Here is a 25,016-nt window from a genome sequence, read left to right on the forward strand (position 1 = left end):
AAGCCCTACAGCGAAAGCCGGTCCGGTACGCGGCACGCGGGTCATCCCTTGACCGCGCCGCTGGTCATACCGCCGACAAGACGGCGCTGCACCAGCAGGAAGAAGACCAGGACCGGCAGCGAGAAAATGGTGGAGGCGGCGATCATCGCGCCGTAATCGACGCTCTCCGACGTCTTGAACGACACCAGCCACACCGGGAGCGTGTAATTGCCCTGCGATTTCATGATCACGTAGGCGAACAGATAGTCGTCCCACGCGTTGACGAACGCGAAGATGGAAGTGGCGACGATGCCCGGCATCAGCAGCGGCAGCAGCACCCGTACGTACATCTGGAACCGGCCGCACCCGTCGACCAGCGCCGCCTCCTCCAGTTCCACCGGGACCCCGTCCACGAAGCCGCGCAGCGTCCAGATCGTGAACGGCAGCACGAACGTCATGTACGTCAGCACCAGGCCGGGTACGTAATCCAGCGCGTTGATCGAGCGCAGCATCAGATACACCGGGATGACCATGGCCGCCGCCGGAATCATCTGCACCAGAACGAGGATCGCCAGCAGCACCTTCCGCCCCGCGAACCGGAAACGGGCGATGGCGATCGCCGCGAACAGCGCGATGACCAGCGACAGCACCACCGACGACAGGGTCACCGTCAGCGAATTGCGCACGAACACCCAGAAGTGCGGTTTGGCCAGGGCGCGTTGGAAGTTGCCCAGGCTGATCGGCCAGGGAATGAACTGCGGCACCGCGCTGAGGATCTTCCCGCGCGGCTTCAGCGCGGTGGCCACCATCCAGTAGACGGGGAAGAGCATCACCGCGGAGATCACCACGGCGATCGTGTTGTTGACGCCGCGGCGGCGCCGCGCGGGGGTCATGCGCATACTCATGCCGTCTCTCCCTGGTCGTCTCCCTGCTTCGCCGTCCTGCGGACGTAGGCGACGGAGAACACGGCGAGGATCAGTACGGTCACCACCGCGATCGTCGCGCCGCTGCCGTAGTCGTTGCGGCTGAAGGCGGTGATGTACGCGTACACCCCGAGCGTCGTGGTCTGCCCGTCGGGCCCGCCCTGCGTCAGCACCCAGATCGGGGTGAACGAATTCACCGACCAGATGACCTCCAGCAGGGTCAGGATCGCCAGCACCGGCCGCAGCACCGGAATCGTGATGTGCCGGAATGTCTGTAGCGTCCCCGCACCGTCCAGGCGCGCCGCCTCGTACAGCGACTCGGATATCTGGCCGCGCGCCGCGAAGAGCGTCAGCGCGACGAACGGCAGGCCCTTCCAGACCGTGAGCAGGATGACGAGCCCGAGCGCCTGGTGGGGGTGGGAGAACCAGTCGTACGCGGTGAGGTCTCCGAAGACCCGCACCTTGGTGAGCAGCCAGTTCGCGACCCCGTACTGCGGCTGGTACATCCACTGCCACACCAGCGTCGCCGCGACCATCGGCATCGCCCACACCAGGACCAGCGACACGGTCGTGACCACGCGGGCCCACGCCGAGACGCCGGTCAGCAGATGCGCGATCAGGAATCCGAGCACCATCAGCAGTGCCACGCACACCACGGTGAAGACCACCGTGCGCAGCAGGACCGAGCGGAAGTCCGCGTCGGAGAACAGGTGGGTGAAATTGTCGACGCCCACGAAATCGGCGTGCCCGGTGAACAGCGACCGGGGGCCGAAATCCTGCGTGGACAGCACCAGCAGGCGGAGCAGGGGATACCCCTGGATCAACAGCAGCGCGACAGCCGCGGGGGCGATCATCGCCCACGGCAGCAGACGCCGCCGGGCGGCGCCGCCCCGGGCCTGCGGCCGGGGGCGGACACCGGTCGGAGCGCGCCGGGCGCTCCGCTTTTCGGTCATTGCCATCGGGTTCCCCGAGGTCCTAGTGGAGCGAGTTGAATGCGTCGGTGGCGTGCTTGTCGTAGTCGGCGGACGCCTTGGCGATATCGGCGCCGCCCGCGATCTTCGAGAAGAACTGCTCGTTGTACCGCTCGGTCTCCAGCGTCGCCTCGCCCGGACTGCCCGGCAGCGGCTGGCTGATCTCCGCCGCCTTCGACGCGACGGTCAACTGCTCGGGAACACCGGTCGGGGTGAAGTCCGGCGAGATCGGCAGCAGATTGAGGGTGAGCGCCATCTTCTGCTGGAACTGCTTGCCGGTGATGATCCGCAGCCAGTCCTGCGCGGCCTTCTTGTCGGGGCTGTTGGCCGCGATGCCGATGGTCGAGCCGGACACGATCACCGGCATGGTCTTTTCCGCGGTGTAGCCCGGCATCGCGAAGAAGCCGATGTCGTCCTTGAGCGCGGGGTTCTTCTCCAGGACCGCCGCGGGCTCCCACGCCTTGACGTAGACCATCGCGGCCTTGCCGTCGGCGAAGAGCTGGTCCTGGTCGGGGCTGTCGGTGTTGACGCCGACCGAGGACTTGGTGGAGCAGGTGTTCTGGAAGGTGCGCCACGCGGCGAGGCCCGCCTGGTTGGCCGGTGAGGACATCTCGGCCTTCCAGGTGCCGTCCTTCTGCGTGGCGATGGTGCCGCCCTTGCCGAACAGGAACGGCATGCCGTTGAACCAGTACTGGCCCGGCAGGTAGAAGCCGGAGAAATTCGCCGTCTTCTTGTTGGCCGCCGCCAGCTTCCCGCAGTTCTCCTGGAGCTCGGCGACCGTCGTCGGCGGCTGCTGGATGCCCGCGTCGGCGAAGAGCTTCTTGTTGTACATGACGACCTTCGTGCCGCCGTAGAGCGGTGTGGCGTAGAGCTTGCCGTCGTACTGCGACGGGCCGGACAGCCCCGCCAGCCACTTCGCCGAGTTCTCGAAGCCGGCCTTCTCGGCGGTGAGGTCGGCGAGGCCCCCGGAGTACGTCTGAAGCGGGGTCTGCGTATTGCCCATCTCCACGATGTCCGGCGGATTCCCGCTGGCCAGCGCCGTGGTGATCTTCGTGGCGATGCCGTCCCACTGCTGGATCTGGACATCGACCTTCATGTCGGGGTGCTGCTTGGCGAACGCGGCGTTGACGTCCTTGATGAGCGCGTTGTCACCGGGGCCGCCGGTCATCATCCAGACCGTCAGCTTGCCGTCGGAAGCGGCGTCCGCGCCGCCGCTGCCGCCACAGGCCGTCAGCGCGAGCGCCATGACCGGGACCGACGTGACCGCGTACCGCCACCGTGCACGGTTCATCCTTCTCACCTTTCTGCTGCTGGGGTGGGCTGGTCGCCCTGCGTGGTGCTGGTTGTGGGGCATGCGCCGAGCCGTTCGAGCACCAGGTGCCGGTCGACGTCGATGCCCGCGATGTGCTCGGCGCTGATGCCGAGCGACGTGTAGTGCCGGTCGAGGGAGGACGCCATGGCGCCGAGGAGCCCCGCGGAGTCCCCCAGGTCGGAGTGCCTGACCGCGCTGCGCACCCCGACGGTCTCCGCGACCTGGTCGCTGATGGCCGTGAGCGCGTCGGCGCCGAACGACTCGGAGAATCCGCCGGTCAGCACCACGGTCTTCGGCTCGTAGGCGAGCGCGACGATCGACACGAGGTGGGCGAGCGAGGCGTGCACCTCGGCGAGGAGATCGGCGTACGTCACCGGGTCCGCGAACAGTTCCTGGGCGCCGCGGACCTGTACGCCGCGGGTGGCGGCGTACGCGACCAGGTCCGCGCCGGACAGCAGATCGCGCAGCCGCTCGGCGCGGCCGGGCAGCGGGAGCCGTCCGAACTCGCCCAGCAGCCCCTGCTCGCCGAGCAGGACGCGCCCGTCGATCGAGACCGCGGAGCCGAGGCCGGTGCCCATCGCCAGCAGGACCGCGGTCTCCCGGTCGGGGAGCGATCCGTACTGGAGCTCACCGAGCATGGCGACGTTGGAGTCGTTACCGACAGTAAGCGGAACTCCGACGAAGTCGGAGACCGCGTCGATGAAAGCGGTGCCCTTGATCTGGCCGAGATTGTGCGACGCGAGGACGGTCGTGCCGTCGCCGCTGACCACACCGGGCAGGCCGATCGTGACCGCCCGCAAAGGCGCGTCCTCCCGGTACCGGGTGACCAGGCCGGTGACCCGGTCGGCCACCCACCGGGCCAGCTCCTCGTCGGTCGCGCCGCGCGGAGTCGCGTCCCGGCTCCTGATCACCGCGCGGCCCAGCGCGTCGGCGACCACGACCCGGCAGTTGGTGCCGCCGAGGTCGATTCCGCAGACCAGAGCCGAGTCGGCGTTGAAACCGACCGCGGTGGACTGTCTGCCGGGGCCTTCGCGCACCAGTCTTTCGCCCTCGTGGACGAGCCGGTCCTCCATCAGGTCGTCGACGATCCGGAACACGGTCGCCCGGCTCAGGCCGGTGGTCGCGATCAACTGCTGACGGTCCATCTGGGCACCCGAGAGCAGCGCCGCCAGGACCGCGCTGCGGTTGGACGCTCGGGGTAGCGAGGTAGTTGCCACAATTCCTCTCAGGCTGAGATTAATTCGATGCGCTTACTGTAGCGACCAATCGGCGAACAGATCCAGACATGCGGATCACATTCCGGTAAAGCACGAGTGGTCACGGATGGTGACGGCTCCGAGATGCGGCGGAGCCGCCGGTGCCGCGGAGGCGTGCGGGGTGTGTGATGGGCCCGGGGCCGGGGCGCGCCGCTGTGCGGGGGGAGTCCGCGGCCGGGCGGGAGCGGGTCGGGGGGCGCGGGGCGTCTGACGCGTGGAGCCAACGCGGGCCTGGCGCACCGCAGTTCGGCGTCGCCATGTACGCACGCGCACCGGGGAGACGTCCGCGCCGCCCGGGGAAGGGGGTTAACCCCACCCCGAGTTGGAGGCTGGCCCCACAGACCGGCGGGGCGCGGTCTCGATAGCTTCCGGTTGCGGGGATCGCGGAGGAGACGCGGCTCCCGGACCTCGCGCGGAACGGCGCTCGCTCCTACTCGGGAAGATCTACATGAACAGCTTGGGACTTCTGCCCCGCTTGACCGCCACGCCGCGACGGCAGGCCGGGGCGCTGACCGCCTTGACCGGGGTGCTTCTGGTCGCCTTCTTCATCGCGCCGAACGCGCTCGCCCGCAGTTCGGTCAACACGGGGAACGTCAGCGACACGTTCCGTCGCGGGATGGTCGCCTACTGGGGCTCGGGCAGGGAGGGCTTTCCGGGCCAACTGGACGCGACGGTGAGCTTCTGGTTCCGCTTTCACGTGGTGAAAGCCGGTGTCTCGGCGCTGCTCCTCGCCACCGTCGTGGCGCTGGGCGTCGTCCTGTGGCGCCAGGCCAGGCAGCGGACCGGCGGGCGCGTGGGACGCTTGTCCGTCGTGGCGCCCGGGGCCGTCGTCACGCTCCTCGGGCTCTTCGCCCTGGTGGCGCTGGTGGCCAACGTGCAGGGCGCGGCGGCGCCGTTCGCCTCGCTGCTTCCCATGCTGACCGGGGGCGGCACGGACCGCGCACTCGACGGAACCCTGACCGACGTACGCAGGCAGCTCGCCGACTATCCCGCCGGTCAGCACTCCCCCGCGCTCACCGTCATGGTCAACGACTTCGCCGTCTACCACGCCGTCCTGGCCGCCATGGCCGCGCTCGTCGCGCTCGCGGCGGCGGTCGGATGCGTCCTGTTGTGGAGGCGGTCCAGGGCGGCGGCCGACGCCCGGTCGAAGCGCACGATGACGTTCGGCGTCGCCGCCGGCGCGGCGATGACGCTCATCGTGCTCGTCATCGCCTTCGCGAACGCCAGCAGCGCCGCGCACTCGCCGCAGGCGCTGGCCGACTTCTTCGCCGGCGGGTGGTGACCCGTCCGGGGCGACCGCCGCTGAGGTCGGCCGCCCCGGACACGCGTGTCACGTGCTGGTGAGTTCACCGGTGAGCTTGCCGTGCATCTGGGCGCTGGCCCGGTTGAGGCCGACGATCTCCACGCTCTTGCCGCGGGCGGCGTACTTGGCGGTGACCGTGTCCAGGGCCGCGACGGAGGAGGCGTCCCAGATGTGCGCGTCGGTCAGGTCGATGACGACGGTGCGGGGGTCGGCGGCGTAGTCGAAGCGGGTCACCAGGTCATTGGAGGAGGCGAAGAAGAGCTCGCCGGTCACGGCGTAGACGACGCTGTCGCCGTCCGGGTCGGTGACGGCGGTGACCTCGGTGAAGCGGGCGACGCGGCGGGCGAAGATCACCATGGCGGTGATCGTGCCGACGACGACGCCGATGGACAGATTGCTGGTCGCGACGACGACCGCGACGGTCACGGCCATCACCACGGTCTCCCCGGCCGGCATCCGTTTGAGGGTGGCGGGCTTGATCGAGTGCCAGTCGAACGTGCCGACCGAGACCAGGACCATGACAGCCACGAGGGCGGCCATGGGGATGTGGGAGACGACCGGGCCGAGCACGATGCACAAGATGAGCAGGAAGAACCCGGCCAGGAAGGTGGACAGGCGGGTCCGCGCGCCGTTCTTGACGTTGATCATCGTCTGGCCGATCATCGCGCAGCCGCCCATGCCGCCGAAGAAGCCGGTGACGATGTTGGCGACGCCCTGCCCGATGGACTCACGGGTCTTGTTGGAGTGGGTGTCGGTCATCTCGTCCACGAGCTTGGCGGTCATCAGCGACTCCATCAGCCCCACCAGCGCCATCGCCAGCGCGTAGGGGGCGATGACGGTCAGGGTGTGGACGGTGAAGGGCACGTCCGGCAGTCCTGGCACCGGCAGCGAGGAGGGCAGTTTGCCCTTGTCCCCGACGGTGGGCACCGCGATACCGGCGGCGACGGTGACCACGGTGAGGATCACGATCGAGACCAGCGGCGCGGGCACCGCCCTGGTCAGCCGGGGGAAGAACACCATCATCGCCAGACCGGCCGCGACCAGCGGATAGACCTGCCACGGCACGTCGTGGAGGTTGGGGATCTGCGCGGCGAACAGCAGGATGCCGAGCGCGTTGACGAAGCCGACCATCACCGCGCGCGGTACGAACCGCATGAGCGTGGCCACGCCGAGCGCGCCCAGCGCGATCTGGATGATCCCGGCGAGGATCACCGTGGCGATGAGGTAGCCGAGACCGTGCTGGCGGGCCACGGGAGCGACGACGAGCGCGACCGCGCCGGTGGAGGCGGAGATCATCGCGGGCCGGCCGCCGACGAACGCGATGACCATCGCCATGGTGCAGGCGGCGAACAGGCCGACCTTGGGGTCGACGCCCGCGATGACGGAGAACGAGATCGCCTCCGGGATCAGCGCGAGTCCGACGACCAGACCGGCCAGGACCTCGACGCGGAAGACCTTCGGGGACAGCCACGGGGGCGGGGGCAGAGCGCGCAGGCGCGCGGACGGGAACGGGAAGGAGGTCGGCAACACCGGGGTGACCTGTCGTGCTCGGGCGCGGCCGGTCGGGGCAGCGCGGTCGTGGGGCGCAGGGCCGGGACGGCGGTGCGCGGATCGCCCGTCGGCGCGGGCGGACGTCCGGGAGCGCGGCCGAGCCGCACGGCAGTTGGCGGAGGCGACTCAGTACGCTGGTGATGTCACGGCGGGCAGCAGGCGGCGTACGGCTGTGGCATGCGCACGCTTCGTCTCTCCTGCTCGCGAAATGAGCGGGGGCGTCGTCGGCCCCGACACGGCGGTGGGCGGACACGACGGAGCCGCGCACCGTTGGGGAACGACGCACGTCGTCCTCAACAGCAGCGACTCTACCCTAACGTTAGGGTAGAGATGGGTTCAGGCCCGCACGGGACGGGGCGGTTCACCACCGGGGCGGCGTCCCGCGACGAGAAGGGGCCGAGAAGACGGTCGTGGGCAGCACACACATGCAGATCGGCGAGGTCGCCGAACGAACCGAGCTGTCCCTGCGGACGATCCGGCACTACGAGGAGGCCGGACTGGTCACCCCCTCCGCCCGGTCCCAGGGCGGTTTCCGGCTCTACACCGAGACCGACGTCGCCCGCCTCGTGGTCATCCGCCGGATGAAGCCGCTCGGCTTCACCCTGGAGGAGATGCGCGACCTCCTCGACGCCACCGACCGGCTCGACGCGGCGGACCTCGCTCCGGGCGCCGAGCGCGACGCGCTCCTGGAGCGCGTCAGGGCCTACGAGCAGGCCGCCGTCCAGAAGATCCACGATCTGCGCGTCCAGTTGGCGCGCGCCGAGGACTTCGCCGCGACCCTCCGCGTACGCCTGGACCGCACCCCCCGGCCCTGACCTCCCGTCACCGCCCGTCCGGACCCGGAGCGGTGCCCGCCGTGAGCGGCCCTCAGGGCGGCGCTCGCCGACCTCTGTCCCGCCGTTCGCGCGTCTTCTCGCCGGCGCCCGGGCCACGACGTGAGACCACCGAGTAGTACGTTTGTACTTGTACATCCGTACTACTCGGGAGGCGTCCGGCGTGCCGTACGTATTGCTCGGTCTGGCCATCGTGGCGGAGGTGCTGGGCACCAGCCTGCTCAAGAGCACCGAGGGGTTCACCAGGCTGTGGCCGACGGTGGTGTGCCTGGTCGCGTACGCGGGCGCGTTCGTCGCCCTGGCGGTGGCCGTGCAGAAGGGGTTGCAGGTCAGTGTGGGGTACGCCGTGTGGTCGGGGCTGGGGACGACGCTGATCGTCATCATCGGGGCGCTCTTCCTGGGCGAGCCGGTCACGGCGGTGAAGGTCCTCGGGGTGGCCCTGGTGGTCGCCGGGGTGGCGGTGCTGAACCTCAGCGGTGCGCATTGACCGGGCGGCGCGATCCCGAGGGGCGTCGGCGGCGGATCACCGAGGCCGCGTGCCAGGTCATCGCCGAGTCCGGGGTGGACGCCGTCACGCACCGCCTCGTCGCCGCGCGCGCCGGGGTGCCGCTCGGCGCGACCACGTACTACTTCGCGAGCCTGGACGACCTCACCGCCGCCGCGCTCCGCTACGCCGCCGACCTCTCGGCGCAGGAGCTGCGCGCCTGGGAGACGGCTCTCCACGACAGCGCCGACGTTCCGGCCGCGCTGGCCGAGCTGACCGCCGCCTATCTCGCCGACCGTCCCCGCGCCCTGACCGAGATGCAGCTCTACCTCGCCGCCGCCTACCGCCCCGAACTCCGCCCCGCCGCACGTGTCTGGGCCGACGGCCTCACCGACATCCTCACCGCGTACGCCAGCCCGCGAGCCGCGCGAGCGGCCGTCACGTACCTCGACGGCGCTCTCCTCCACGCCCTCACCCGCGACGAGCCCCTGAGCGCGGCTTCGCTGTCGGCGACCCTCGCCGCCCTGCTCGGCTAAGGGGGAAGAAGTCAGGCTTCGGTGTGGCCGGACCACCAGCCGAGGACGTGGCCGATGTGGCGGACCATGAGGTCTTCGCACGCGTCGGCGGAGCCCGCTTCGAGGAGGTCGAGCATCTCCAGGTGCTCGCGGGCGGATGCCTGGAGTTCTTCGGTGGCGACCAGGTCGGCGAGGCCGGTGAGGCGGGTCTGGGCGCGGAGGTCGGCGACGATGTCGTGCAGGCGCGTGTTGCCGACGAGCTTGAGCAGGGTGAGGTGGAAGGTCGTGTCGGCCTGGAGGTAGCGGGCGAGGTCGCCGTCACGGGCGCCGCGCACGATCTCCTCGGCGAGGCCGCGCAGATGGGCCAGGTCGGTGGGGGTGAGCCGGCCCGACAGGCGGCGGACCGCCGGGGCTTCGAGCAGTTGGCGGACGTCGACGATCGCGCGCAGATCGTCCTCGCTCACGGCGGTGACGCGGAAGCCCTTGTTGCGCAGGATCTCGACCATGCCGCGCTTGGCGAGGTTGAGCATGGCCTCGCGGACCGGGGTGGCCGAGACGCCGAAGCGGGCGGCGAGGGTCGGCGCGGAGAACACCTCGCCCGCGGGCATCTGACCGGAGACGATGGCCGCGGCGATCGCCTCCTCGACCCGCTCGCGCAGGCTGGTCGAGGGGGTGAGCAGCCCCAGAGATGTGCTGTCCTCAATCGCCATGATCGTCCCCATCACCAGTCGACAGCCATTCCCTGTCAGTGCAATGGCACATCTTACCGATCGGTCAGGTCCCGCACGCGGCGTGTGTCGGGACGACCGTGTCGAATGCGGCGGCCGGAACGCCCCGGCCGTCGGGGCGTGGCCCGCGCACGGTGAGTCCGTCCAATCCGGCCGCTGCCGCGTCCTCGGCGGTAGGTGTCCCGGTCGTGGAACGGACGGGTCGCGTCGAGTGCCACCTGGGCGGTGCGCCGGATCTGCTTGCCCGGCACCATGGCGGCGATCGACGTGTCCGGATTCCGGTTCCGCCCGGTGACCGCCGCCAGCCGCTGTCAGGCGGAGCGGTGTCCCCAGTTCTGCGACGCACCCGCCGCCGCGCGCCGCTGGGGAACCCGCCAGGGGTTGTCGTCGCGCAACGGCGCGGGCAGCAGCTCCGGCGGGCAGTCCTGGAAGACCACTGGGCGCAGGAAGCGCTGGATCGCGGCCGTGCCGACGGACGTCGTCGCCGGGGCGGTGGTGGCGGGAAATGGCCCCCCGTGCTGCATCGCGGGGGTCACCGCGACGCCGGTCGGCCAGCCGTCGAACAGCAGGCGGCCCACCCGTTCCCTCAGCACCGCGACAAGGCCGCGCAGCCACGCGTCGCTCTCCCCCGCGGCGCGATGCACCGTGGCGGTGAGCGCGCCGGGGAACAGCTCCCCGACCGCCGCCACCAGGAGGTCGAGGCGGTCGGGGTCGTAGCGCACGACGACCGACAGGGGACCGAACGCCTCGTCGAGCAGTGTGGCGCGGTGCTTCAGCAGATCGCCGAGTCCGACCTCGACCAGGGTCGGTGCGGCCAGGCTCCGGCCGGATACCTCGACCTCCACCGATCCCTCGGCCAGTACGGACACGCCTGGGGTCGCGAGCACGGCGGCGCGGCGCGGGGTGTAGGCGGCGGCTATGCCCTCGTGCAGCAGCGGGTGGCCGGGCACCGCGCCCGCCGCCGAGCCGAGCGTGTCGGCGAGGCCGTGGCCGTCCGGAAGGAAGAGGAAGCCGGGTTTGGTGCAGAGCTGTCCCGCCGAGCCGGACACGCTGGCCACGAAGCCGGTCGCGAGGGTGTCGGCCCGCTCGGCCAGCGCGCCCGGTGTCACGACGACCGGGTTCACGCTGCCCAGTTCGCCGTAGAAGGGGATCGGGCGCTCACGTCCGGCGGCGATCGCGGCGAGCAGTCGGCCGACCTTGTAGGAGCCGGTGAACGCCGCCGCGGCGATCCGGTCGTCGTCGCGTAGCAGCCGCACGGCGGCGTCCTGGTCGTGGACCACGTCGAAGGTCTCCGCGGGCAGGCCGGCCGTGGCCACCGCGGCCCGCACCTTCTCGGCGGTCAGCGCCGACAGCCGCGGGTGGCCGGGGTGCGCCTTCAGGATCACCGGACAGCCGGCCGCCAGCGCGGAAGCCGTGTCGCCTCCGGCGACGGAGAACGCGAAGGGGAAGTTGCTCGCGGCGAACACCAGCACCGGACCCACCGGCAGATTGAACCGCCGCAGGTCGGGACGGGGGCCCAGGACGAAGTCCGGGTCGGCCGCGTCGAGCCGCACGTCGAGGAACTCCCCCTCGGCGCACACGTCGGCGAACATCCGCAGTTGTACGACCGTGCGCTTCAGCTCTCCGGTCAGGCGTGCCTCGGCCAGTCCGGTCTCCGCCATGGCGAGCGGGATCAGCTCGTCGGCCGCGGACGACAGCGCGTCCGCGATCGCGTTGAGCAGCGCCGCGCGCTCGGCCGGGGAGGTCTCGGTCAGATCCATGCCGCCTCCTCGGACGGCGCGAGAGCTGCTGGACACGGGCCGGCTGCCGGGCGCAGTCGTCGTCGCGCCCGCATGTCAGGCCGCTTCCGCGGACAGCGCTTCGATGCCGGAGATCGCGCGGTCCATCGCGGCGCGCACCTGCTTCTCGTGGTCAGGGGTGAGCGGTCCGCGCGGCGGGCGGCACGGGCCGCCGTATCGGCCGACCATGTCCATTCCCACCTTGATGGCCTGCACGAATTCCGTCCGCGAATCCCAGCGGAAGACGGTGACCAGTTGCTTGTAGAGCTCCCGGGCCTGGTCGTACCGCCCGGCGACCATGTGCTCGTAGATCGCGACGGACTCGGCGGGGAAGGTGTTGGGGAAGCCCGCGAACCAGCCGACGGCGCCGTCGAGCATCAGCTCCAGGAGGACGTCGTCGGCGCCCGCGATGATGTCGATGTCGCAGAGTTCGCTGATCTCGAAGGCCCGCCGGACGTCGCCGCTGAACTCCTTGACCGCGACCACCCCGTCGATCTCGGCGAGTTCCGCGATCAGGGGCGGCAGGAGGTCGACCTTGGTGTCGACCGGGTTGTTGTAGATCATCGTCGGCAGGCCGACCCCGGCGATGTGCCGGTAGTGCTCGACCACCTGCTCGTCGCTGGCCCGGTAGAGGGTGGGCGGCAGGGCGAGTACGGCGTCCGCGCCGTCTGCCTTGGCCAGTTCGGCCCAGTGCTCGGCCTGGTGCCAGCCCGCGCCGTGCACACCGGCCAGTACCAGTCCGCGCCCGCCGACGGCCTCGACGGCCACCTGCACCACGCGGCGGCGCTCCTCGTCGGTGAGCGACGAGTACTCGCCGAGCGAGCCGTTCGGCCCGACGCCGCGGCAGCCGTTGCTGATCAGCCAGTCGCAGTGCTCCGCGTATCGCTCGTAGTCGACGGCGAGCCCTGCGGGGGCGGAGCTGTCCGGCTTGTAGGGCAGCGCCGTCGCGACGATGACGCCGCCGAGGTCGAAGTGCTCACTGGTCATGGTCTGCCTTTCATCGGTGGGGTGTTCTGAGGGGGTCGGCGGGAAGGGGGGTGGTGGTCGATGGGGCCGCCGCCGGCTGGACCGTGGCGATGTCGCCGAGCCGGACCGGTACGACGATCGGGCGCTGGGCCATACGTCCCTGGTCCAGCGGCGCGGTCGGCAGGAGGTCCTCGACGTTCCGGCCGCAGGTGCGGCCCTGGCACATGCCAAGACCCGCGCGGGAGCTGAGCTTGAGGGAACGCAGCCCGCAGCTCCCGGTGGCGGTGGCCGCGGCGCGCAACCGCTCCGCGGTCACGTCCTCGCAGCGGCACACGACGGTGCTGTCGTCGACCCATGACCGCCAGCCGGGCCGGATGCCGTGTGCGCGGTGCATGCGGTCGGCGAAGGCGCGGTGGCGGGTCACCTCAGCGGTGCCACCGGCCCGGCCCGCAGCGGGCCGACCGGCCGCAGCCCGACCGGCCGCGGCTCGTCCCGCCGCCTCGCCCTCGGCGAGGGCCAGGTCCGCGCCGCCGATACCGGTGATCTCACCGGCCGCGTAGACACCGGGTACGGAGGTGCGCTGTTCGTCGTCCACGCACACGCTTCCGTCGGCGGTGAGCGCGCAGCCCGCCGAGATGGCGATCTCGGTGCGCGGGACGAACCCGTGGCCGACGCACACCGCGTCGACCTCGATACGCCGCCCGGTGCCCTCGCGCGGTGTCCAGTCGTCGGTGATCCGGGCGACGGTGACGGCTGTCACCCGGTCATCGCCGTGCGCGGCCACGACGGCCGCGCCGGTGCGGTAGGGGACGCGCCGTACGGCCAACGCGCCGACGTATCCGCCGAGTTCGGCGGACTTGGACAGCACGTCCTTCGGCCGCATCTCGTACGGGCGGGGCAGCCAGCCGCGGGCGATCCGCCGCCAGCTGCTCGCCTCGACGACGCCGACCACGCTCGCGCCCACGTGGAGGAGGCCGGTGGCCACGGGAAGCAGGAACGGGCCGGTGCCCGCGACCAGGACTCGCCTGCCCACGGCGACGCCGTCGCCCTTGGCCATCGCCTGCGCGGCGCCCGCCGTGTAGACGCCCGGCAGGTCCCAGCCCGGGAACGGCAGCGTGCGCTCGTGCGCGCCGGTGGCGATCACCAGGGCGCGGGGTTCGAAGAGCCGGCGGCGCCGGTCAGCGCCGTCGGCCGGGCCGACCAGCGTGTGGACGACCGGCGGCCCCGCGTCGCGGCGGTCCACCGCCCAGACCTGGGCGCCGGTGACGATCTCGCAGTCGGGGTCTCGCGTCAGCGCGGCGCGCAGCGCGGTGAAGCGGGACCACTTGTGCTGCGGCGCGTGGCTGTCCGGGGCGGAAGTCCCGGCCGCCGCGTGGCTGTCTTCGTCGGAATTCCCGGTCGGCGCATGGCCTTCCGGCGCGGAAATCCCGGTCGCCGCGTGTCGCCAGAACTGGCCGCCCAGGACGGCCGACGCGTCGAGCAGGACGACCCGCGCCCCGCTGAGCCGGGCCGCCCGAGCCGCGGCGAGCCCGGCCGGTCCCGCTCCGATCACCAGCACGTCAACGCTCGACATCGCTCGCCCCCGTCTCGACGATGTCGCCGTCGGCCACCAGCCGTTGGCAGGCCCGCACGTCACCGAGGCCGTTCACCGTCACCAGGCAGTCGAAGCAGACGCCGATGCCGCAGAACAGGCCGCGGGGCCGACCGGTGCCGGCGGTGGTGCGCCAGGAGACCCGGCCCCGCGTCATCAGCAGTCCCGCGACGGTCTGTCCCTGCGGGGCGGACAGCCGTTCGCCGTCCAGCGTCACGGAGATCTTCATCCGGTGGTCTCCTCCTTCAGTCCCAGCGACGGTCGGGTCACGGCGTACGGGGCGGCCGGGATCTCGGGCTCCGCGCCGGTCATCAGCGCGCCGATCAGTTCCGCGGTGCCGGGCGCGAGCCCGATGCCCGCGCCCTCGTGTCCGGTCGCGTGCCACAGGCCGGGCAGCCGGGGGTCGGGCCCGATGACCGGGAGGTGGTCGGGTACGAACGGCCGGAAGCCGCCGTACGCGCGCATGACCGGAACGTCGGCCAGAAAGGGGAAGAGCAGCATGGCTTTGGCGGCGAGTTCGCCGACCACCGCGGCCTCGATCCGCTCGTCGAATCCCCGGCGCTCGCGCGAGGAGCCGATGAGTACGGTCCCGGCCGCCGTCGACTCGACGACGCTGGACGTCTGGAGGGCCGCGTCCCCCGACTCGACGGCTCCGACATAATCCGCGTCGTACACCTTGTGCCGGACGCGGTGCGGCATGCGCGCGGTGACCAGGACGGTCCCGCGTCGGGGCAGCACCGGGAGGCGGACGCCGAGGCCGGCCGCGACCTCGGCGGACCAGGGTCCGGCGGCCACGACCGTGTGCCCGGCGGCGAAGCGCCCGGCCGTGGTCTCCACACCGACGAGCCGTCCGCGGTCCACGACGCCGCCGAGAACGATGACGCCCTGTCGTACCCGCGCGCCGTGCCGACGGGCAGAGGCGAGCAGCGCCTCCGTCGCGACGGCCGGTTGGACCTGGGCGTCGCCGGGATAGAAGACGGCCGCTTCGACGCGCGGCGTCAGGTCGGGTTCCAACTCGGCGGCCTCCGCCGCCGTCACCGCACGGGCGTCCACGCCCGCCTTCCGCTGGGTGGACGCGAATGCCAGGAGCGCGTCCGCCCCCGCCCCCGTCGTCGCGACCACCAGGCCGCCCTTCGCCTCGAACTCGAGGTCGGGGAAGCCGGGCCCCAGCTCCTCCCCCAGTTCGGCGGCGAATTCGGTCCACAGGCGGCCGGACAGCACCGCGAGGTCGAGTTCGGCGCCGGGGCCCTTGTCGGAGACCAGGATGTTGCCCTCCCCGCTGGACGACGTCCCTCCGGCGGACGCGCCGCGGTCCAGGACGGTCACCCGGAATCCGCCCATGGCCAACTTCCTGGCCACGGAGGCCCCGATGATCCCGGCCCCCACGATGACGACGTCCGCACTCCGCATTTCAGTAGCATGTCACATGTCACGCGTCATGGATAGGCGTGGCTCAGGGCGATACGCGCAGGCCACCGGACGCGCGGCCCGACGCGGGGATGACGGAGAACGCCAGGGCGGCCAGCAGCGCCGTGACCGCGGCGAGGGTCAGCGAGCAGGAGAGGGACCGGCTCGCCAGGGGTCCGGCGGTGGCCGCCCCCAGGGCGAAGGCGGTGATCTTCAGACTGGCGCCCGTGGTGAAGATCTGGCCTCGCAGGTGCGCGGGGGCCTCGCGGTGGCGGACGGCGAACAGGGCGGCGAGTTGGGGGCCTTCGCCGATTCCCGCCAGGAGGAAGGCCGCGACGAGCGCGGCCGGGTGGCCCCCTACGGCCAGGGCCCAGGCGGCGGACTGGACGAGGGCCCCGGCCCAGATGATCGCGTCGGGGGCCGCCGCACGCGGAAAGCGCGCGAGCACGGTGGTGGCCAGCAGGGCGGAGACCGCCGCGCAGGACAGTAGGAGGGCGCCGCGGCCGGCGCCGCCCAGGCCCCGCTCGCCCAGGAGCGGGAGGCACGCGGTCACCATGCCTTGGGCGACGCAGGAGATCACCGAGGTGAGGGTCGCCCGGGCCAGCGCGGGTCGGCCGAGGATGACCCGGGTTCCGGCGGCGAGGTCGTGGAGCACCGACGTGGCCCGGACACCACGCGCCGGACCCGGGCGGCCGGGGAGCGTCCACGCGGCGGGCAGCGCCAGGGCGATGAGCGTGAGGGAGACGACCACGGCTGTCGAGGCGCCGAGCGCCACCGCCACACCGCCCGCGAGAGCCGGACCGGCGAGGCTCGCGGCGCTGAAGGTCATGGCGTCGAGGGCGTTCGCGCGGGGCAGGCGGTCGCCCGTTGCCACGCGCGGGAGTTGGGCCGTCCATCCGCCGGACAGGGCAGGTCCCAGCAGTCCGGTCGCCACGGCGATCACGATGGTGACGGGGAACGGCAGGCGGGCGAGCCCCGCGAGGATCACGCCGAGCCCGGTCGCGTAGAGGGCGAGGGCCCAGGCGAGCAGGCGCCCCGGTCGTACGGCTCGGTCGAGGAGCGCGCCGAGCAGCGGCCCGCCGACCGCGGCGGAGACCGTGACGCCCGCGAGCAGCGAGGACGCGGCGGTGGTCGAACCAGCGAGGGCGAAGCCCGCCAGCATCAGGGCCGGTCCCGACATCTCGTCGCCGGTACGGGCGGCGACCGCTCCGGTGAGATAACGGCGGAGCGTGTAACGGTGACTCATCTCCAGGACGTTACGCACGTAACTCAAATGTCGGCAAGATGCGTTACATTCGACGGATGTCCTCCCACAGCGACGACTGGTCCACCCGGCACTCGGTGCTGGCCACCGCGCGGCGGACGGCCGCCCTGCTCAACGTCCTCGCCGACGAGCGCCCCGACCCGGCCGGGGTCGCCGACACGCTCCGCGCGTACGGCGAGGCGGAGCCGATCGACTTGACCACCGGCGACGTCGCGGCCATGCGCGCGGCCGCCGCCCTGCTGCGACCCGCCTTCGCCGCCGAGGACGCCGACGCCGCCGCGGCCGTCCTCAACCGCCTGCTCAAGGACCACACGGGACCGCTGCGCCTGTCCTCGCACGGCGGCGGCACGCCGTGGCATCCGCACCTCGACCACGACGACGAAGCCCCCTGGGACGAATGGCTCCTCGCGTCGTCGTGCATGGCCCTGACCGTTCTCGTCTGGGACCGCCAGCGCCCGCCCGGCGGGATCTGCTCCTCCCCCAGTTGCCGGAACGTCTTCCTCGCGCCGGGCAGCGGTCCCGAACGCCGCTACTGCTCCCGCCGATGCGCGACCCGCGAACGCGTCGCGGCCCATCGACGCGCGCACGCCACCGGACAGTCGGGCGAGGTCACGTAGCGCGTCGCGGGCGCCGACCGGCGGACCGTCCGCGCGCTCCGGGGCGCGAGGACCGGGACCGGGCGGGCGGCGAACACCAACAGCCCGTGGCGGCAACGCGGTTGGCTAGAGTCGGCGCATGAGCGCTTCCTCACCCGCCGACCTGGTCCGCGCGTTCCACCGCGCCTTCGGACTCGACGTCCGCGATACGCCGACGGAGGTGTCGCCCGCTCTTGCCGCGCATCGCGGGGAGTTGCTCGCCGAGGAGGCGACGGAGGTCGCCGAGGTCTCGGTGACCGGTCCGCTGGACCATCTGGCGCACGAACTGGCCGACGTCGTCTACATCGCGTACGGCACGGCCCTGGTGCACGGGATCGACCTCGACGCGGTCATCGCCGAGATCCACCGGTCCAACATGACCAAGCTGGGCCCCGACGGGCAGGTCTCGCGCAGGGCCGACGGCAAGGTGCTCAAGGGGGAGCACTACGAAGCCCCGGACGTGTCAGCGGTGCTGCGCCGCCAGGGCTGGGCGCCCGGCGGCGCGAGTTGAGGACTCCGGGAGAATCGGCGTCCATGGACGCCGACAGCGCGAGGCCGCACGCGGGACGCATGCTCGACTTCTATCTCGGCGGCACCCTGCACACCGCCGCCGACCGCGCCGCCGCGCGGCGGATGCTGGAGGTCAATCCGCATCTGATCACCAGCGCGCGCGTGAACCGGCGGTTCATCGACCGGTCGGTGCGGTATCTGGTCGGCTCCCGCGGGATCACGCAGTTCCTCGACCTGGGGTCGGGCATCCCGACCCGTACGCCCGAATACCCGAATCTGCACGAGAGCGCGCAGGCCGTCGACCCCGCCTGCCGTGTCGTGTACGTCGACAACGACCCGGCCGTCCGCGCGTACGCGGCCGAACTGCTGACCAGCACACCGCAGGGCCGGGCCGTGTACGTGGAGGCCGATGTCACCGACGGCGCGGCGCTGTACGAGCGTCCGGAGATCGCCGGCGTCCTCGATCTCACTCGGCCCGTGGCGCTCGGCATGAACGCGCTGCTGCACTTCTTCGCGGACGACGCCCAGGCGCGCGGGCTGGTCGAAGCCTTCACCGGGCCGTTGGCGGCGGGCTCGCATCTCACCCTCACGCACATCACGCGCGACTGGGCGCCGGAGGTCATGGACGCCCTCGTCCGGCTGTACCGCGAGGACGTCACGGACGGCGGCGCCCGCTCGCGCGCCGAGATCGAAGCGCTCGTCGGCGGACTCGACGTCGTCTCCCCCGGTGTCGTCAATCCTGCCGACTGGCGCCCCGGCCCCGGCGACGCCCCCGTACCGGCCGAGCAGGTCAACCTCTACGCGCTACTCGCCCGGGTCCCCTAGCCCCTGGACCTCGGCGTACGAGGGGGCGGTGAGATCCGTCGGCCGCCCGTCCCGGACGGCCGTCGCGGTGGAGACCGCCGAGGCCAGGGCTCCTCGGTAGAGGAGGGAGCCGAGGCTGACCCTGCGTACGCCCATCGCGGCCAGTTCGGCGAGGGGCGGTCCGCTCGGCGCGTACAGGATGTTCAGCGGTACGACGAGGGACGACGTCAGGGCGGTGATCTCGTCCGGGTCCGACAGTCCGGGGACGAACACCCCGTCCGCACCCGCCTGTTCGTAGACCGCGAGGCGGGACGGGGTCGTGTCCTGCTCGCGGCCGAGCCAGTGGGTGTCGGTGCGTGCGTTCACGAACAGCGGCGGTACGGCGGATTTGACGGCGGCGATCTTCGCGGCGTGCAGGGCGACGGGGGTGAGCGTGCCGTCGGCGCGGCCGTCCTCGAGATTGATCCCGGCCGCGCCCGCCGCGTACAACCGCTCGGCCAGTGCGACGACTTCGACCACGTCGTCGCTGAAGCCGCCCTCGGCGTCGACGGTGAACAGGAAGGAGCCGCGGCCGAGTCGGCGGGCCAGGGCCACGGTCGCGTCCGCGGTGGCGGCGGCGCCGTCCGGCAGGCCGAGGGCCGCGGCCACGCCCAGGCTGGTGGTGCCGATAGCGGGAAAGCCGCCCGCCGCCAGGGCGGCCGCGCTGGCGTAGTCCCAGGCGTTGGGCAGCAGCAGCGGGGCGGCCTGGTGGTGCAGGCGGGCGAAGGGGGTGAGCGGGCGCCGGAGCAGCCCTTCTGCCAGGGCGAGCGCGTGTCGCGATGACTCCTCCGCCACCGCGCCGGGCTCCGGCATCCCGAGGGCTTCGGCCAGGACACGCAGCACCCGCACTCGGGTCTCGCTGTCCGAACCTTCCGAGCCGTCGGCGGCTGCCGCATCCCGTAGCGTCACGGGTTCCAGCCGCGCGAGTTCTGCCTCGACCAGAGCGCGCCGTCGGCGGTGCGTCCGCCCGGAGCTGAAGCGGGCGACGGCGGACCGCAGCCACGCCACGCTCGCCCCGGCGGACCCGACGTCCCCGGCCGGCGGTTCCGGTACGAGCGCCGGATCGGCGAGCGCCGCCCGCACGTCCGCCCAGCGGTCGAACTCATGCGTCTGATGCCTCATGGCCCCGACGCTACGACCGGATCGTTTCGGCGCCGGCCGAAGCGTCCCCGCCGCGCCGCCGCACCCTCGGCGGCCCGACGCGGACGCCGGCACACCACACCCGGCGGGCGCCCTGTCAGGTGGGCGCCCGCCGGGGGGACTGAGGGGCCCGGAGGCCGTGGGCGGGGTGCGGAGTGCGGGTCGGGAAGCTACTCCTTGACCGCGCCCGAGTTCGCGCTGCGGACGAAGTGCCGTTGGAAGACGAAGAACAGCAGCGCGACCGGGATCGTCGACAGCAGGGCCGCGGTGAGCTTCAGCGGATACTGCGTGCCCGCGCTGAGGCCGCCGGAGACCAGGTGGGCCAGGCCCGTGGTGAGGGTCTCGTACTGCGGGGACTGGGTGGCCACGAGGAAGTGGGTGAACTCGTTCCAGGAGCCCTGGAACGACAGGATGGTCAGCGTGATCAGCGCGGGCTTGGCCATCGGCAGGACGACCGACCAGAAGGTGCGGAAGACGCCCGCGCCGTCGATCCGCGCCGCTTCCTCCACTTCCTTGGGCACCGACACGAAGAACTGCCGCATGATGAACACCCCGGCCGCGTCGACCAGCAGCGGCACGATCATTCCGGCGTAGCTGTCGAACATCCCGAGCTGGTTGAGCACCAGGAACTTCGGGATGAGCAGGACCACGCCGGGCACGGACATGATCGTCAGCAGCCCGTTGAACAGCAGGTTGCGGCCCCGGAAGTCCAGCCGGGCCAGGGCGTATCCGGCGAGCGAGTCGAAGAAGACGCGTCCGGCGGTGATGAAGACCGTGACCACGATCGAATTGGCCAGCCAGCGGGTGAACGGCACCGCGTCGCCGGTGCCGCCGAGGCCGAACAGGCGCCGGTAGGAGTCCAGCGAGAACGGGTTCGGCAGCAGCGACAGGGGATGGGCCGCCGCGTCCGGGTCCGTCTTGAGCGAGGTCGCGATCTGGACGAAGAACGGCAGGGCGTACAGCAGTCCCATGCCGATCAGCAGCCCGTACACCACGATCCGCAGCACCCGGCTGCCGGACGACCGGCCGCCGGGACGGCCTTTCGCCGACCGGCCGGAGGAGCGTCGTTCCATCGTCCCGGCGCTCATGACGTCCTCCCTCGCACCAGCCGCGCCCGCAGACGGCTGAATCGTGTGACCGCGTCGCGGTCGCGCAGCAGGACGCGCTGCACCAGCGTCATCACCAGGATGATCGCCAGCAGCAGGAAGGCGATGGCCGCCGCGCGCCCGTAGTCGGCGTCCTGGAATCCCGCGGTGTACGACAGGTAGGCGGGGGTGAGGGTCGTGTTGGCGGGTGCGCCCTGGCTCATGACGTACACCGCGTCGAAGACCTGCCAGGTGCCGATCAGTCCGAGGGTGACGACCAGGAAGAGCACCGGGCGCAGCGCGGGCAGCGTCACGTTGCGGAACGACTGCCAGCGGTTGGCGCCGTCGAGCAGCGCGGCCTCCTCCAGCTCCGCGGGTACGTCCTGGAGCGCGGCGAGGAAGATCAGCATGTACGTGCCCGAGCTGGTCCAGATCGCGAGGATGATGATGGTGCACATCGCGATGGAGGGCCCGGCCAGCCAGTCCCACCAGGACAGTCCGAGGAAGCCGTGCGCGGCGAGCGCGGGCACGGGCTTGTCCGGGTCGACGATGCCGAGGCCGCCGAGCACGGTCCACACCAGGCCGTGCGCGTCGGTGAACCACTTCGGTCCGGTGATGCCCACCCACTTCAGCAGCGCGTTGACCGCGCCGCTGCCCTGGAAGAGGAACAGGAACACCGTGGATATGGCGATCGAGCTGGTCACGGACGGGAAGTAGAAGACCGTGCGGAACAGGCTCTTGCCTTTGACTCGGCGGCTGTTGACCGCCACGGCCAGAGCCAGGGCCAGGGCCGTCTGGACGGGGACGACCAGCAGGACGTAGTACAGATTGTTGCGGATCGACGTCATGAAGAGCTGTCGGTCCTGACCCGGCCGGGTCAGCAGATCGGAGTAGTTGCGCACCCCGACGAAGTCGGCGGCGCCGCTGAAGGGGTTCGACTGCCCGTTCCAGTGCAGCAGGCTGACCCACAGCGCCATGCCGATGGGCAGGAGCAGGAAGAGGCCGAGCACGACCACCATCGGGCTGACGAACAGCCAGCCCCACAGGCCCTGATGCCCCTTGATCGCCCGGTCGCGGCGCCCGCCGCCGAAGCGGGGACCGCGGCGCGTACCGGCGCCCGCCGTCCCGCCGCCGCGGGCGCCCCGTGTGCCCGTGCCTCCCGGTGGGGCTCCCGGCCCCGCCGGTGCGGCGACGGCGCCGCTGCCGTGCTGGCTCATCTCTTTCTCCTCCTGCTCCTGCCCCCGCGGTGCTGCCCGGCCGGTACGGTCAGTTGTCGCTCTTGAGTACCTGGTCGCCGTTGGTCTGGAGGCTGGACAGGATCTTCTTGGGATCGCCGGTGGCCAGCCCGGACAGGTCGGTGTCGAACTGGGCCAGGACCTTGGTGAAGCCGGGGACGGTCACCGGACCCTGCGCGAAGGCGGTGCCGTCGGCGAACGCCACGCTCGCCGGGTGCTTCTCCTTGAACGTCGCCAGCGCGCTGTCGCGCGAGGGCAGCACACCGATGGCGTCGGCGAAGGACAACTGCTGGTCGACGGTGGTGAACGCCTTCACCAGATCGACGGCCGCGTCGTGGTGGGCGCTCTTGTTGGCCACGCCCCAGCAGTTGCTGAAGGACAGCGTGCCCTTGCCCTTGGGACCTTCGGGCAGCGGGACGACCTTGTAGCCGACCTTCGGGTAGTCCGCGGTCATCGCGCCGGTCAGCCAGTTGCCCTCGATGGTCATCGCGGCCTTCTGGGTGCCCAGTGCCTCACCGCCCCAGCCGGTGTCGACCTGCTTGGGGAACTTCATCACGCCCTCGTTGAGCAGCTTCTTCACATACGTCAGCGCCTCGACGTTCGCGGGGCTGTCCGCGGTGACCTTGCTCTGGTCGGCGTTGGTGACCCAGCCGCCGGCCTGCTTCATGAAGGGGCCGAGCTGGTTGTACGAGGCGTTCACGACCAGACCGGTGGTCTTCTTCGTCGTGAGCTTCTTGGCGACCTTCTCCAGGTCGTCCCACGTCTTGGGGTAGTCCGCGTCGGTGAGCCCGGCCTCCTTCCACATGGCCGTGTTGACCGCGAGCGCCAGCGTGGAGCTGTCCTTGGGCGCGCAGACGAACTTGTTGTCGTAGGTGAAGGACGCGCGTAGCGCGCTGTTGAAGTCGTCCTTGTCGGAGAGCTGGTCACCGTAGGCGTACAGCGAGTTGCCCTTGGCGTAGTTGGCGAAGACGCTGGAGCCGACGTAGAAGACGTCCGGCGGCTTGCCGCCCGCCAGGGCCTGGCCGAGCTGCTGGTCGAGGTTCTGGGCGGCGATCACCGAGACGGTGTTGCCGGTCTTCTTCGCCCACGCGGTCGCGGCCTGCTTCACGGCGTTGGTCTCGTTGTCGCCCGAGGAGCCGATCATCACCGTGAGGCTCTGCTTGCCGCCCGAGTCCTGCTTGCCGCTGCTGTCGCTGCCGAAGTTGGACGAACACCCGGCGACCAAGAACACCCCGCACACGGCGGTGGCGGTCGCGGCTCTGCGTACTGTCATCGTTTCTCTCCAGGACTGTCCGGATCATCCGGAACCTACGGAACTCCGCGAGCCGGGCGATGAGGGCGCCCGATGCGGTGGGCCAGCGTGGCCGTGCCGCTTTATCGCTTTGTAGCTTTATGGCGTGACAGACGTGTCCGGTCTGCCAGGTCAGGACCGTGGGGCGCGGTCCATGTCACCCCACGGTCCTTCAACCCTTCGGACCAGGCGGTCCGTCGGGAACTAGGGGGCCGACGGCCGGTCGTCGGGCGACGTCGCGGCGGACGGTCCCGCCGCGGAGCTCTCCCGGACGATCAGCTCCGGCGTCAGCAGCACATGCTCGGGATCGGCCTGCGGGTCGCCGATGCGCGCCATGAGCAGCCGGGTGCAGACCCGGCCGACCTCCTCCAGCGGCTGACGGACGCTGCTGAGGCCAGGACTGAGCAGACCGGCCGCCGGGGAGTCGTCGAAGCCGACCACCGCCACGTCCCGGCCGGGGGTCCGGCCGCTGTCCCGCAGCGCCCGGTAGCAGCCCAGTGCCAGGGTGTCGCTGGCCGTGACGACCGCGGTCACGCGGGGCAGGACCCGCGCCACCGCGTCCCGCGCCGCGTTCACGTCACCCACCGAGGAGACCCGCAGGTCACGCACCGGCAGGTCGTGGCGCCGCATCGCCTCACGCCAGCCCGCGGCCCGGTCGTCGCCGACGCCCGAGCCACGCGGCCAGCCGAGGAAGGCGATCCGGGTGTGTCCGGCGGCCACGAGCTGGTCGACGGCCGCCGACGTACCGTACGCGCCGTCCACGTCGACCCAGTCGCCGGTGTCGCGGGCCGACCAGGACCGGCCGAACGCCACGAAGGGTACGCCACGTTTGTGCAGCCAGGCCGGGCGCCGGTCGCCGCGGTGGGTGTTGCTCAGCACGAACGCGTCGACCGAGTGGTCGCGCAGCAGCGCGTCGTAGCGGTCGACCTCGTCGTCCGCGCCGGACCGCGCCGCGAACAGCAGCACACGGTACCCCGCCTTGTCCGCGGAGTCCGACAGCGCGTGCAGGAAGTCGTCGAGCACGGGGGTGGACTCCCCCGCGAACGTCGGCTGGATGGCGTAGCCGATCAGCCGGCTGGACCGGGTGCGCAGCGAGCGGGCGGCCTGATGCGGCCGGTAGTCCAGTTCGCTGATCGCCTCACGGACCCGCTCCAGCGTGCGGGGTGCCAGCAGGTCGGGCGAGTTCAGCGCGTTGGACACCGTCTGTACGGACACGCCGGCGCGCTGGGCGACCAGAGCCAGTGTCACCGGCTTGTTGTTGCGCCCGCCTGAGCTGGTCGTACGCGGCACCACGGCCTCCGTTGTCCATGCGCCGCACCACTCGAAATGCGGCGCTGCATCTTCGATGGATCGATAAAACTCCCTTTCACTGCTGGTTGGCAAGGGTTAGAGTGAATTTTGATCGATCCAAATTCT

Annotated in this window: 24 protein-coding genes; 7 read left to right on the forward strand and 17 right to left on the reverse strand. The window is 71.5% G+C overall.

All coding sequences use genetic code 11. The features are described from left to right. Positions 1 to 41: 41 nt before the first annotated feature. Genes ACZ4EF_RS20775 through ACZ4EF_RS20790 form a run of 4 tightly spaced genes read right to left on the reverse strand, consistent with a single transcriptional unit; the run spans position 42 to position 4,402 of the window. The gene (locus ACZ4EF_RS20775) at positions 42 to 884 is read right to left on the reverse strand and encodes a carbohydrate ABC transporter permease (RefSeq protein WP_467505914.1); all 843 of its coding nucleotides are present in this window, start codon (positions 882 to 884) and stop codon (positions 42 to 44) included. Then, positions 881 to 1,861: a carbohydrate ABC transporter permease gene (locus ACZ4EF_RS20780; protein WP_355343472.1), complete on the reverse strand. Its 981-nt coding sequence runs from the start codon at positions 1,859 to 1,861 to the stop codon at positions 881 to 883. Before ACZ4EF_RS20780 ends, ACZ4EF_RS20775 begins: the two co-directional genes overlap by 4 nt. A 16-nt stretch (positions 1,862 to 1,877) precedes the next feature. After that, positions 1,878 to 3,164, reverse strand: a complete 1,287-nt coding sequence (locus ACZ4EF_RS20785; RefSeq protein ID WP_401857851.1) for an extracellular solute-binding protein — start codon at positions 3,162 to 3,164, stop codon at positions 1,878 to 1,880. Positions 3,165 to 3,169: 5 nt separating this feature from the next. Further along, complete coding sequence (locus ACZ4EF_RS20790; protein WP_355343478.1) at positions 3,170 to 4,402, reverse strand: ROK family protein; 1,233 nt, start codon at positions 4,400 to 4,402, stop codon at positions 3,170 to 3,172. 487 nt (positions 4,403 to 4,889) lie between these two features. On the opposite strand from ACZ4EF_RS20790, the gene ACZ4EF_RS20795 reads away from it, so the two are divergent. Continuing rightward, positions 4,890 to 5,723 carry a tat (twin-arginine translocation) pathway signal sequence gene (locus ACZ4EF_RS20795; protein WP_391164299.1) on the forward strand — a complete coding sequence of 278 codons (834 nt, stop codon included), beginning with the start codon at positions 4,890 to 4,892 and terminating at the stop codon, positions 5,721 to 5,723. A 48-nt stretch (positions 5,724 to 5,771) separates the two neighbouring features. Here the strand turns inward: ACZ4EF_RS20795 and ACZ4EF_RS20800 are convergent, their stop codons facing one another. Then, positions 5,772 to 7,274 carry a SulP family inorganic anion transporter gene (locus ACZ4EF_RS20800; RefSeq protein ID WP_467505918.1) on the reverse strand — a complete coding sequence of 501 codons (1,503 nt, stop codon included), beginning with the start codon at positions 7,272 to 7,274 and terminating at the stop codon, positions 5,772 to 5,774. 431 nt (positions 7,275 to 7,705) lie between these two features. Here ACZ4EF_RS20800 and ACZ4EF_RS20805 point away from each other — a divergent pair, with 431 nt between their 5' ends. The 3 genes from ACZ4EF_RS20805 (at position 7,706) to ACZ4EF_RS20815 (ending at position 9,148) form a co-directional block, all read left to right on the forward strand. Continuing rightward, a complete protein-coding gene (locus tag ACZ4EF_RS20805; RefSeq protein WP_467505920.1) occupies positions 7,706 to 8,110 on the forward strand; it encodes a MerR family transcriptional regulator in 405 nt (134 codons plus the stop codon). A gap of 181 nt (positions 8,111 to 8,291) precedes the next feature. Next, positions 8,292 to 8,615, forward strand: coding sequence for a DMT family transporter (locus tag ACZ4EF_RS20810; protein WP_188282846.1), 324 nt, complete (start codon positions 8,292 to 8,294; stop codon positions 8,613 to 8,615). After that, positions 8,612 to 9,148 (forward strand): TetR/AcrR family transcriptional regulator, encoded by a 537-nt coding sequence (locus ACZ4EF_RS20815; protein WP_391164301.1) that lies wholly within the window; start codon positions 8,612 to 8,614, stop codon positions 9,146 to 9,148. The genes ACZ4EF_RS20810 and ACZ4EF_RS20815 overlap by 4 nt, the downstream gene beginning before the upstream one ends. A gap of 11 nt (positions 9,149 to 9,159) precedes the next feature. Here ACZ4EF_RS20815 and ACZ4EF_RS20820 read toward each other — a convergent pair whose 3' ends face one another. The 7 genes from ACZ4EF_RS20820 to ACZ4EF_RS20850 form a co-directional block, all read right to left on the reverse strand. Beyond that, positions 9,160 to 9,837, reverse strand: a complete 678-nt coding sequence (locus ACZ4EF_RS20820) for a GntR family transcriptional regulator (RefSeq protein ID WP_355343494.1) — start codon at positions 9,835 to 9,837, stop codon at positions 9,160 to 9,162. 329 nt (positions 9,838 to 10,166) lie between these two features. Then, on the reverse strand, positions 10,167 to 11,615 hold the full coding sequence (locus tag ACZ4EF_RS20825) for an aldehyde dehydrogenase (NADP(+)) (RefSeq protein ID WP_467505923.1): 1,449 nt from the start codon (positions 11,613 to 11,615) through the stop codon (positions 10,167 to 10,169). Positions 11,616 to 11,690: 75 nt separating this feature from the next. Beyond that, the gene (locus tag ACZ4EF_RS20830; RefSeq protein WP_355343503.1) at positions 11,691 to 12,620 is read right to left on the reverse strand and encodes a dihydrodipicolinate synthase family protein; all 930 of its coding nucleotides are present in this window, start codon (positions 12,618 to 12,620) and stop codon (positions 11,691 to 11,693) included. 10 nt (positions 12,621 to 12,630) lie between these two features. Beyond that, complete coding sequence (locus ACZ4EF_RS20835) at positions 12,631 to 14,172, reverse strand: FAD-dependent oxidoreductase (RefSeq protein WP_467505925.1); 1,542 nt, start codon at positions 14,170 to 14,172, stop codon at positions 12,631 to 12,633. Beyond that, positions 14,159 to 14,419: a (2Fe-2S)-binding protein gene (locus ACZ4EF_RS20840; protein WP_391051762.1), complete on the reverse strand. Its 261-nt coding sequence runs from the start codon at positions 14,417 to 14,419 to the stop codon at positions 14,159 to 14,161. The genes ACZ4EF_RS20835 and ACZ4EF_RS20840 overlap by 14 nt, the downstream gene beginning before the upstream one ends. Further along, positions 14,416 to 15,600, reverse strand: a complete 1,185-nt coding sequence (locus tag ACZ4EF_RS20845; protein WP_467505927.1) for an NAD(P)/FAD-dependent oxidoreductase — start codon at positions 15,598 to 15,600, stop codon at positions 14,416 to 14,418. Before ACZ4EF_RS20845 ends, ACZ4EF_RS20840 begins: the two co-directional genes overlap by 4 nt. Positions 15,601 to 15,643: 43 nt before the next feature. After that, on the reverse strand, positions 15,644 to 16,843 hold the full coding sequence (locus tag ACZ4EF_RS20850; protein WP_467505929.1) for an MFS transporter: 1,200 nt from the start codon (positions 16,841 to 16,843) through the stop codon (positions 15,644 to 15,646). A gap of 56 nt (positions 16,844 to 16,899) precedes the next feature. On the opposite strand from ACZ4EF_RS20850, the gene ACZ4EF_RS20855 reads away from it, so the two are divergent. From ACZ4EF_RS20855 to ACZ4EF_RS20865, 3 genes are all read left to right on the forward strand, one after another. Beyond that, positions 16,900 to 17,478 carry a CGNR zinc finger domain-containing protein gene (locus tag ACZ4EF_RS20855; protein ID WP_467505931.1) on the forward strand — a complete coding sequence of 193 codons (579 nt, stop codon included), beginning with the start codon at positions 16,900 to 16,902 and terminating at the stop codon, positions 17,476 to 17,478. A gap of 118 nt (positions 17,479 to 17,596) precedes the next feature. Continuing rightward, positions 17,597 to 18,007 carry a pyrophosphohydrolase domain-containing protein gene (locus ACZ4EF_RS20860; protein WP_402712712.1) on the forward strand — a complete coding sequence of 137 codons (411 nt, stop codon included), beginning with the start codon at positions 17,597 to 17,599 and terminating at the stop codon, positions 18,005 to 18,007. A 23-nt stretch (positions 18,008 to 18,030) separates the two neighbouring features. Then, entirely contained in the window at positions 18,031 to 18,831 is an 801-nt protein-coding gene (locus tag ACZ4EF_RS20865; RefSeq protein WP_401720841.1) for an SAM-dependent methyltransferase, read from the forward strand. Here ACZ4EF_RS20865 and ACZ4EF_RS20870 read toward each other — a convergent pair. The 5 genes from ACZ4EF_RS20870 to ACZ4EF_RS20890 all read right to left on the reverse strand — a co-directional run bounded on the left by ACZ4EF_RS20870 (position 18,811) and on the right by ACZ4EF_RS20890 (position 24,890). Beyond that, on the reverse strand, positions 18,811 to 19,971 hold the full coding sequence (locus ACZ4EF_RS20870; protein ID WP_467505934.1) for an isocitrate lyase/PEP mutase family protein: 1,161 nt from the start codon (positions 19,969 to 19,971) through the stop codon (positions 18,811 to 18,813). The two genes, ACZ4EF_RS20865 and ACZ4EF_RS20870, sit on opposite strands and share 21 nt — an antisense overlap. A gap of 188 nt (positions 19,972 to 20,159) precedes the next feature. Further along, positions 20,160 to 21,077, reverse strand: a complete 918-nt coding sequence (locus ACZ4EF_RS20875) for a carbohydrate ABC transporter permease (protein ID WP_355343530.1) — start codon at positions 21,075 to 21,077, stop codon at positions 20,160 to 20,162. Further along, positions 21,074 to 22,291 carry a carbohydrate ABC transporter permease gene (locus tag ACZ4EF_RS20880; protein WP_391164310.1) on the reverse strand — a complete coding sequence of 406 codons (1,218 nt, stop codon included), beginning with the start codon at positions 22,289 to 22,291 and terminating at the stop codon, positions 21,074 to 21,076. Before ACZ4EF_RS20880 ends, ACZ4EF_RS20875 begins: the two co-directional genes overlap by 4 nt. Before the next feature lie 49 nt (positions 22,292 to 22,340). After that, positions 22,341 to 23,582, reverse strand: coding sequence for a sugar ABC transporter substrate-binding protein (locus tag ACZ4EF_RS20885; RefSeq protein WP_355343536.1), 1,242 nt, complete (start codon positions 23,580 to 23,582; stop codon positions 22,341 to 22,343). Between the two features lie 222 nt (positions 23,583 to 23,804). Further along, positions 23,805 to 24,890, reverse strand: a complete 1,086-nt coding sequence (locus ACZ4EF_RS20890; protein WP_401720835.1) for a LacI family DNA-binding transcriptional regulator — start codon at positions 24,888 to 24,890, stop codon at positions 23,805 to 23,807. Between the last annotated feature and the right edge of the window lie 126 nt (positions 24,891 to 25,016).

It is taken from the genome of Streptomyces sp. NPDC025721 (assembly GCF_055558595.1).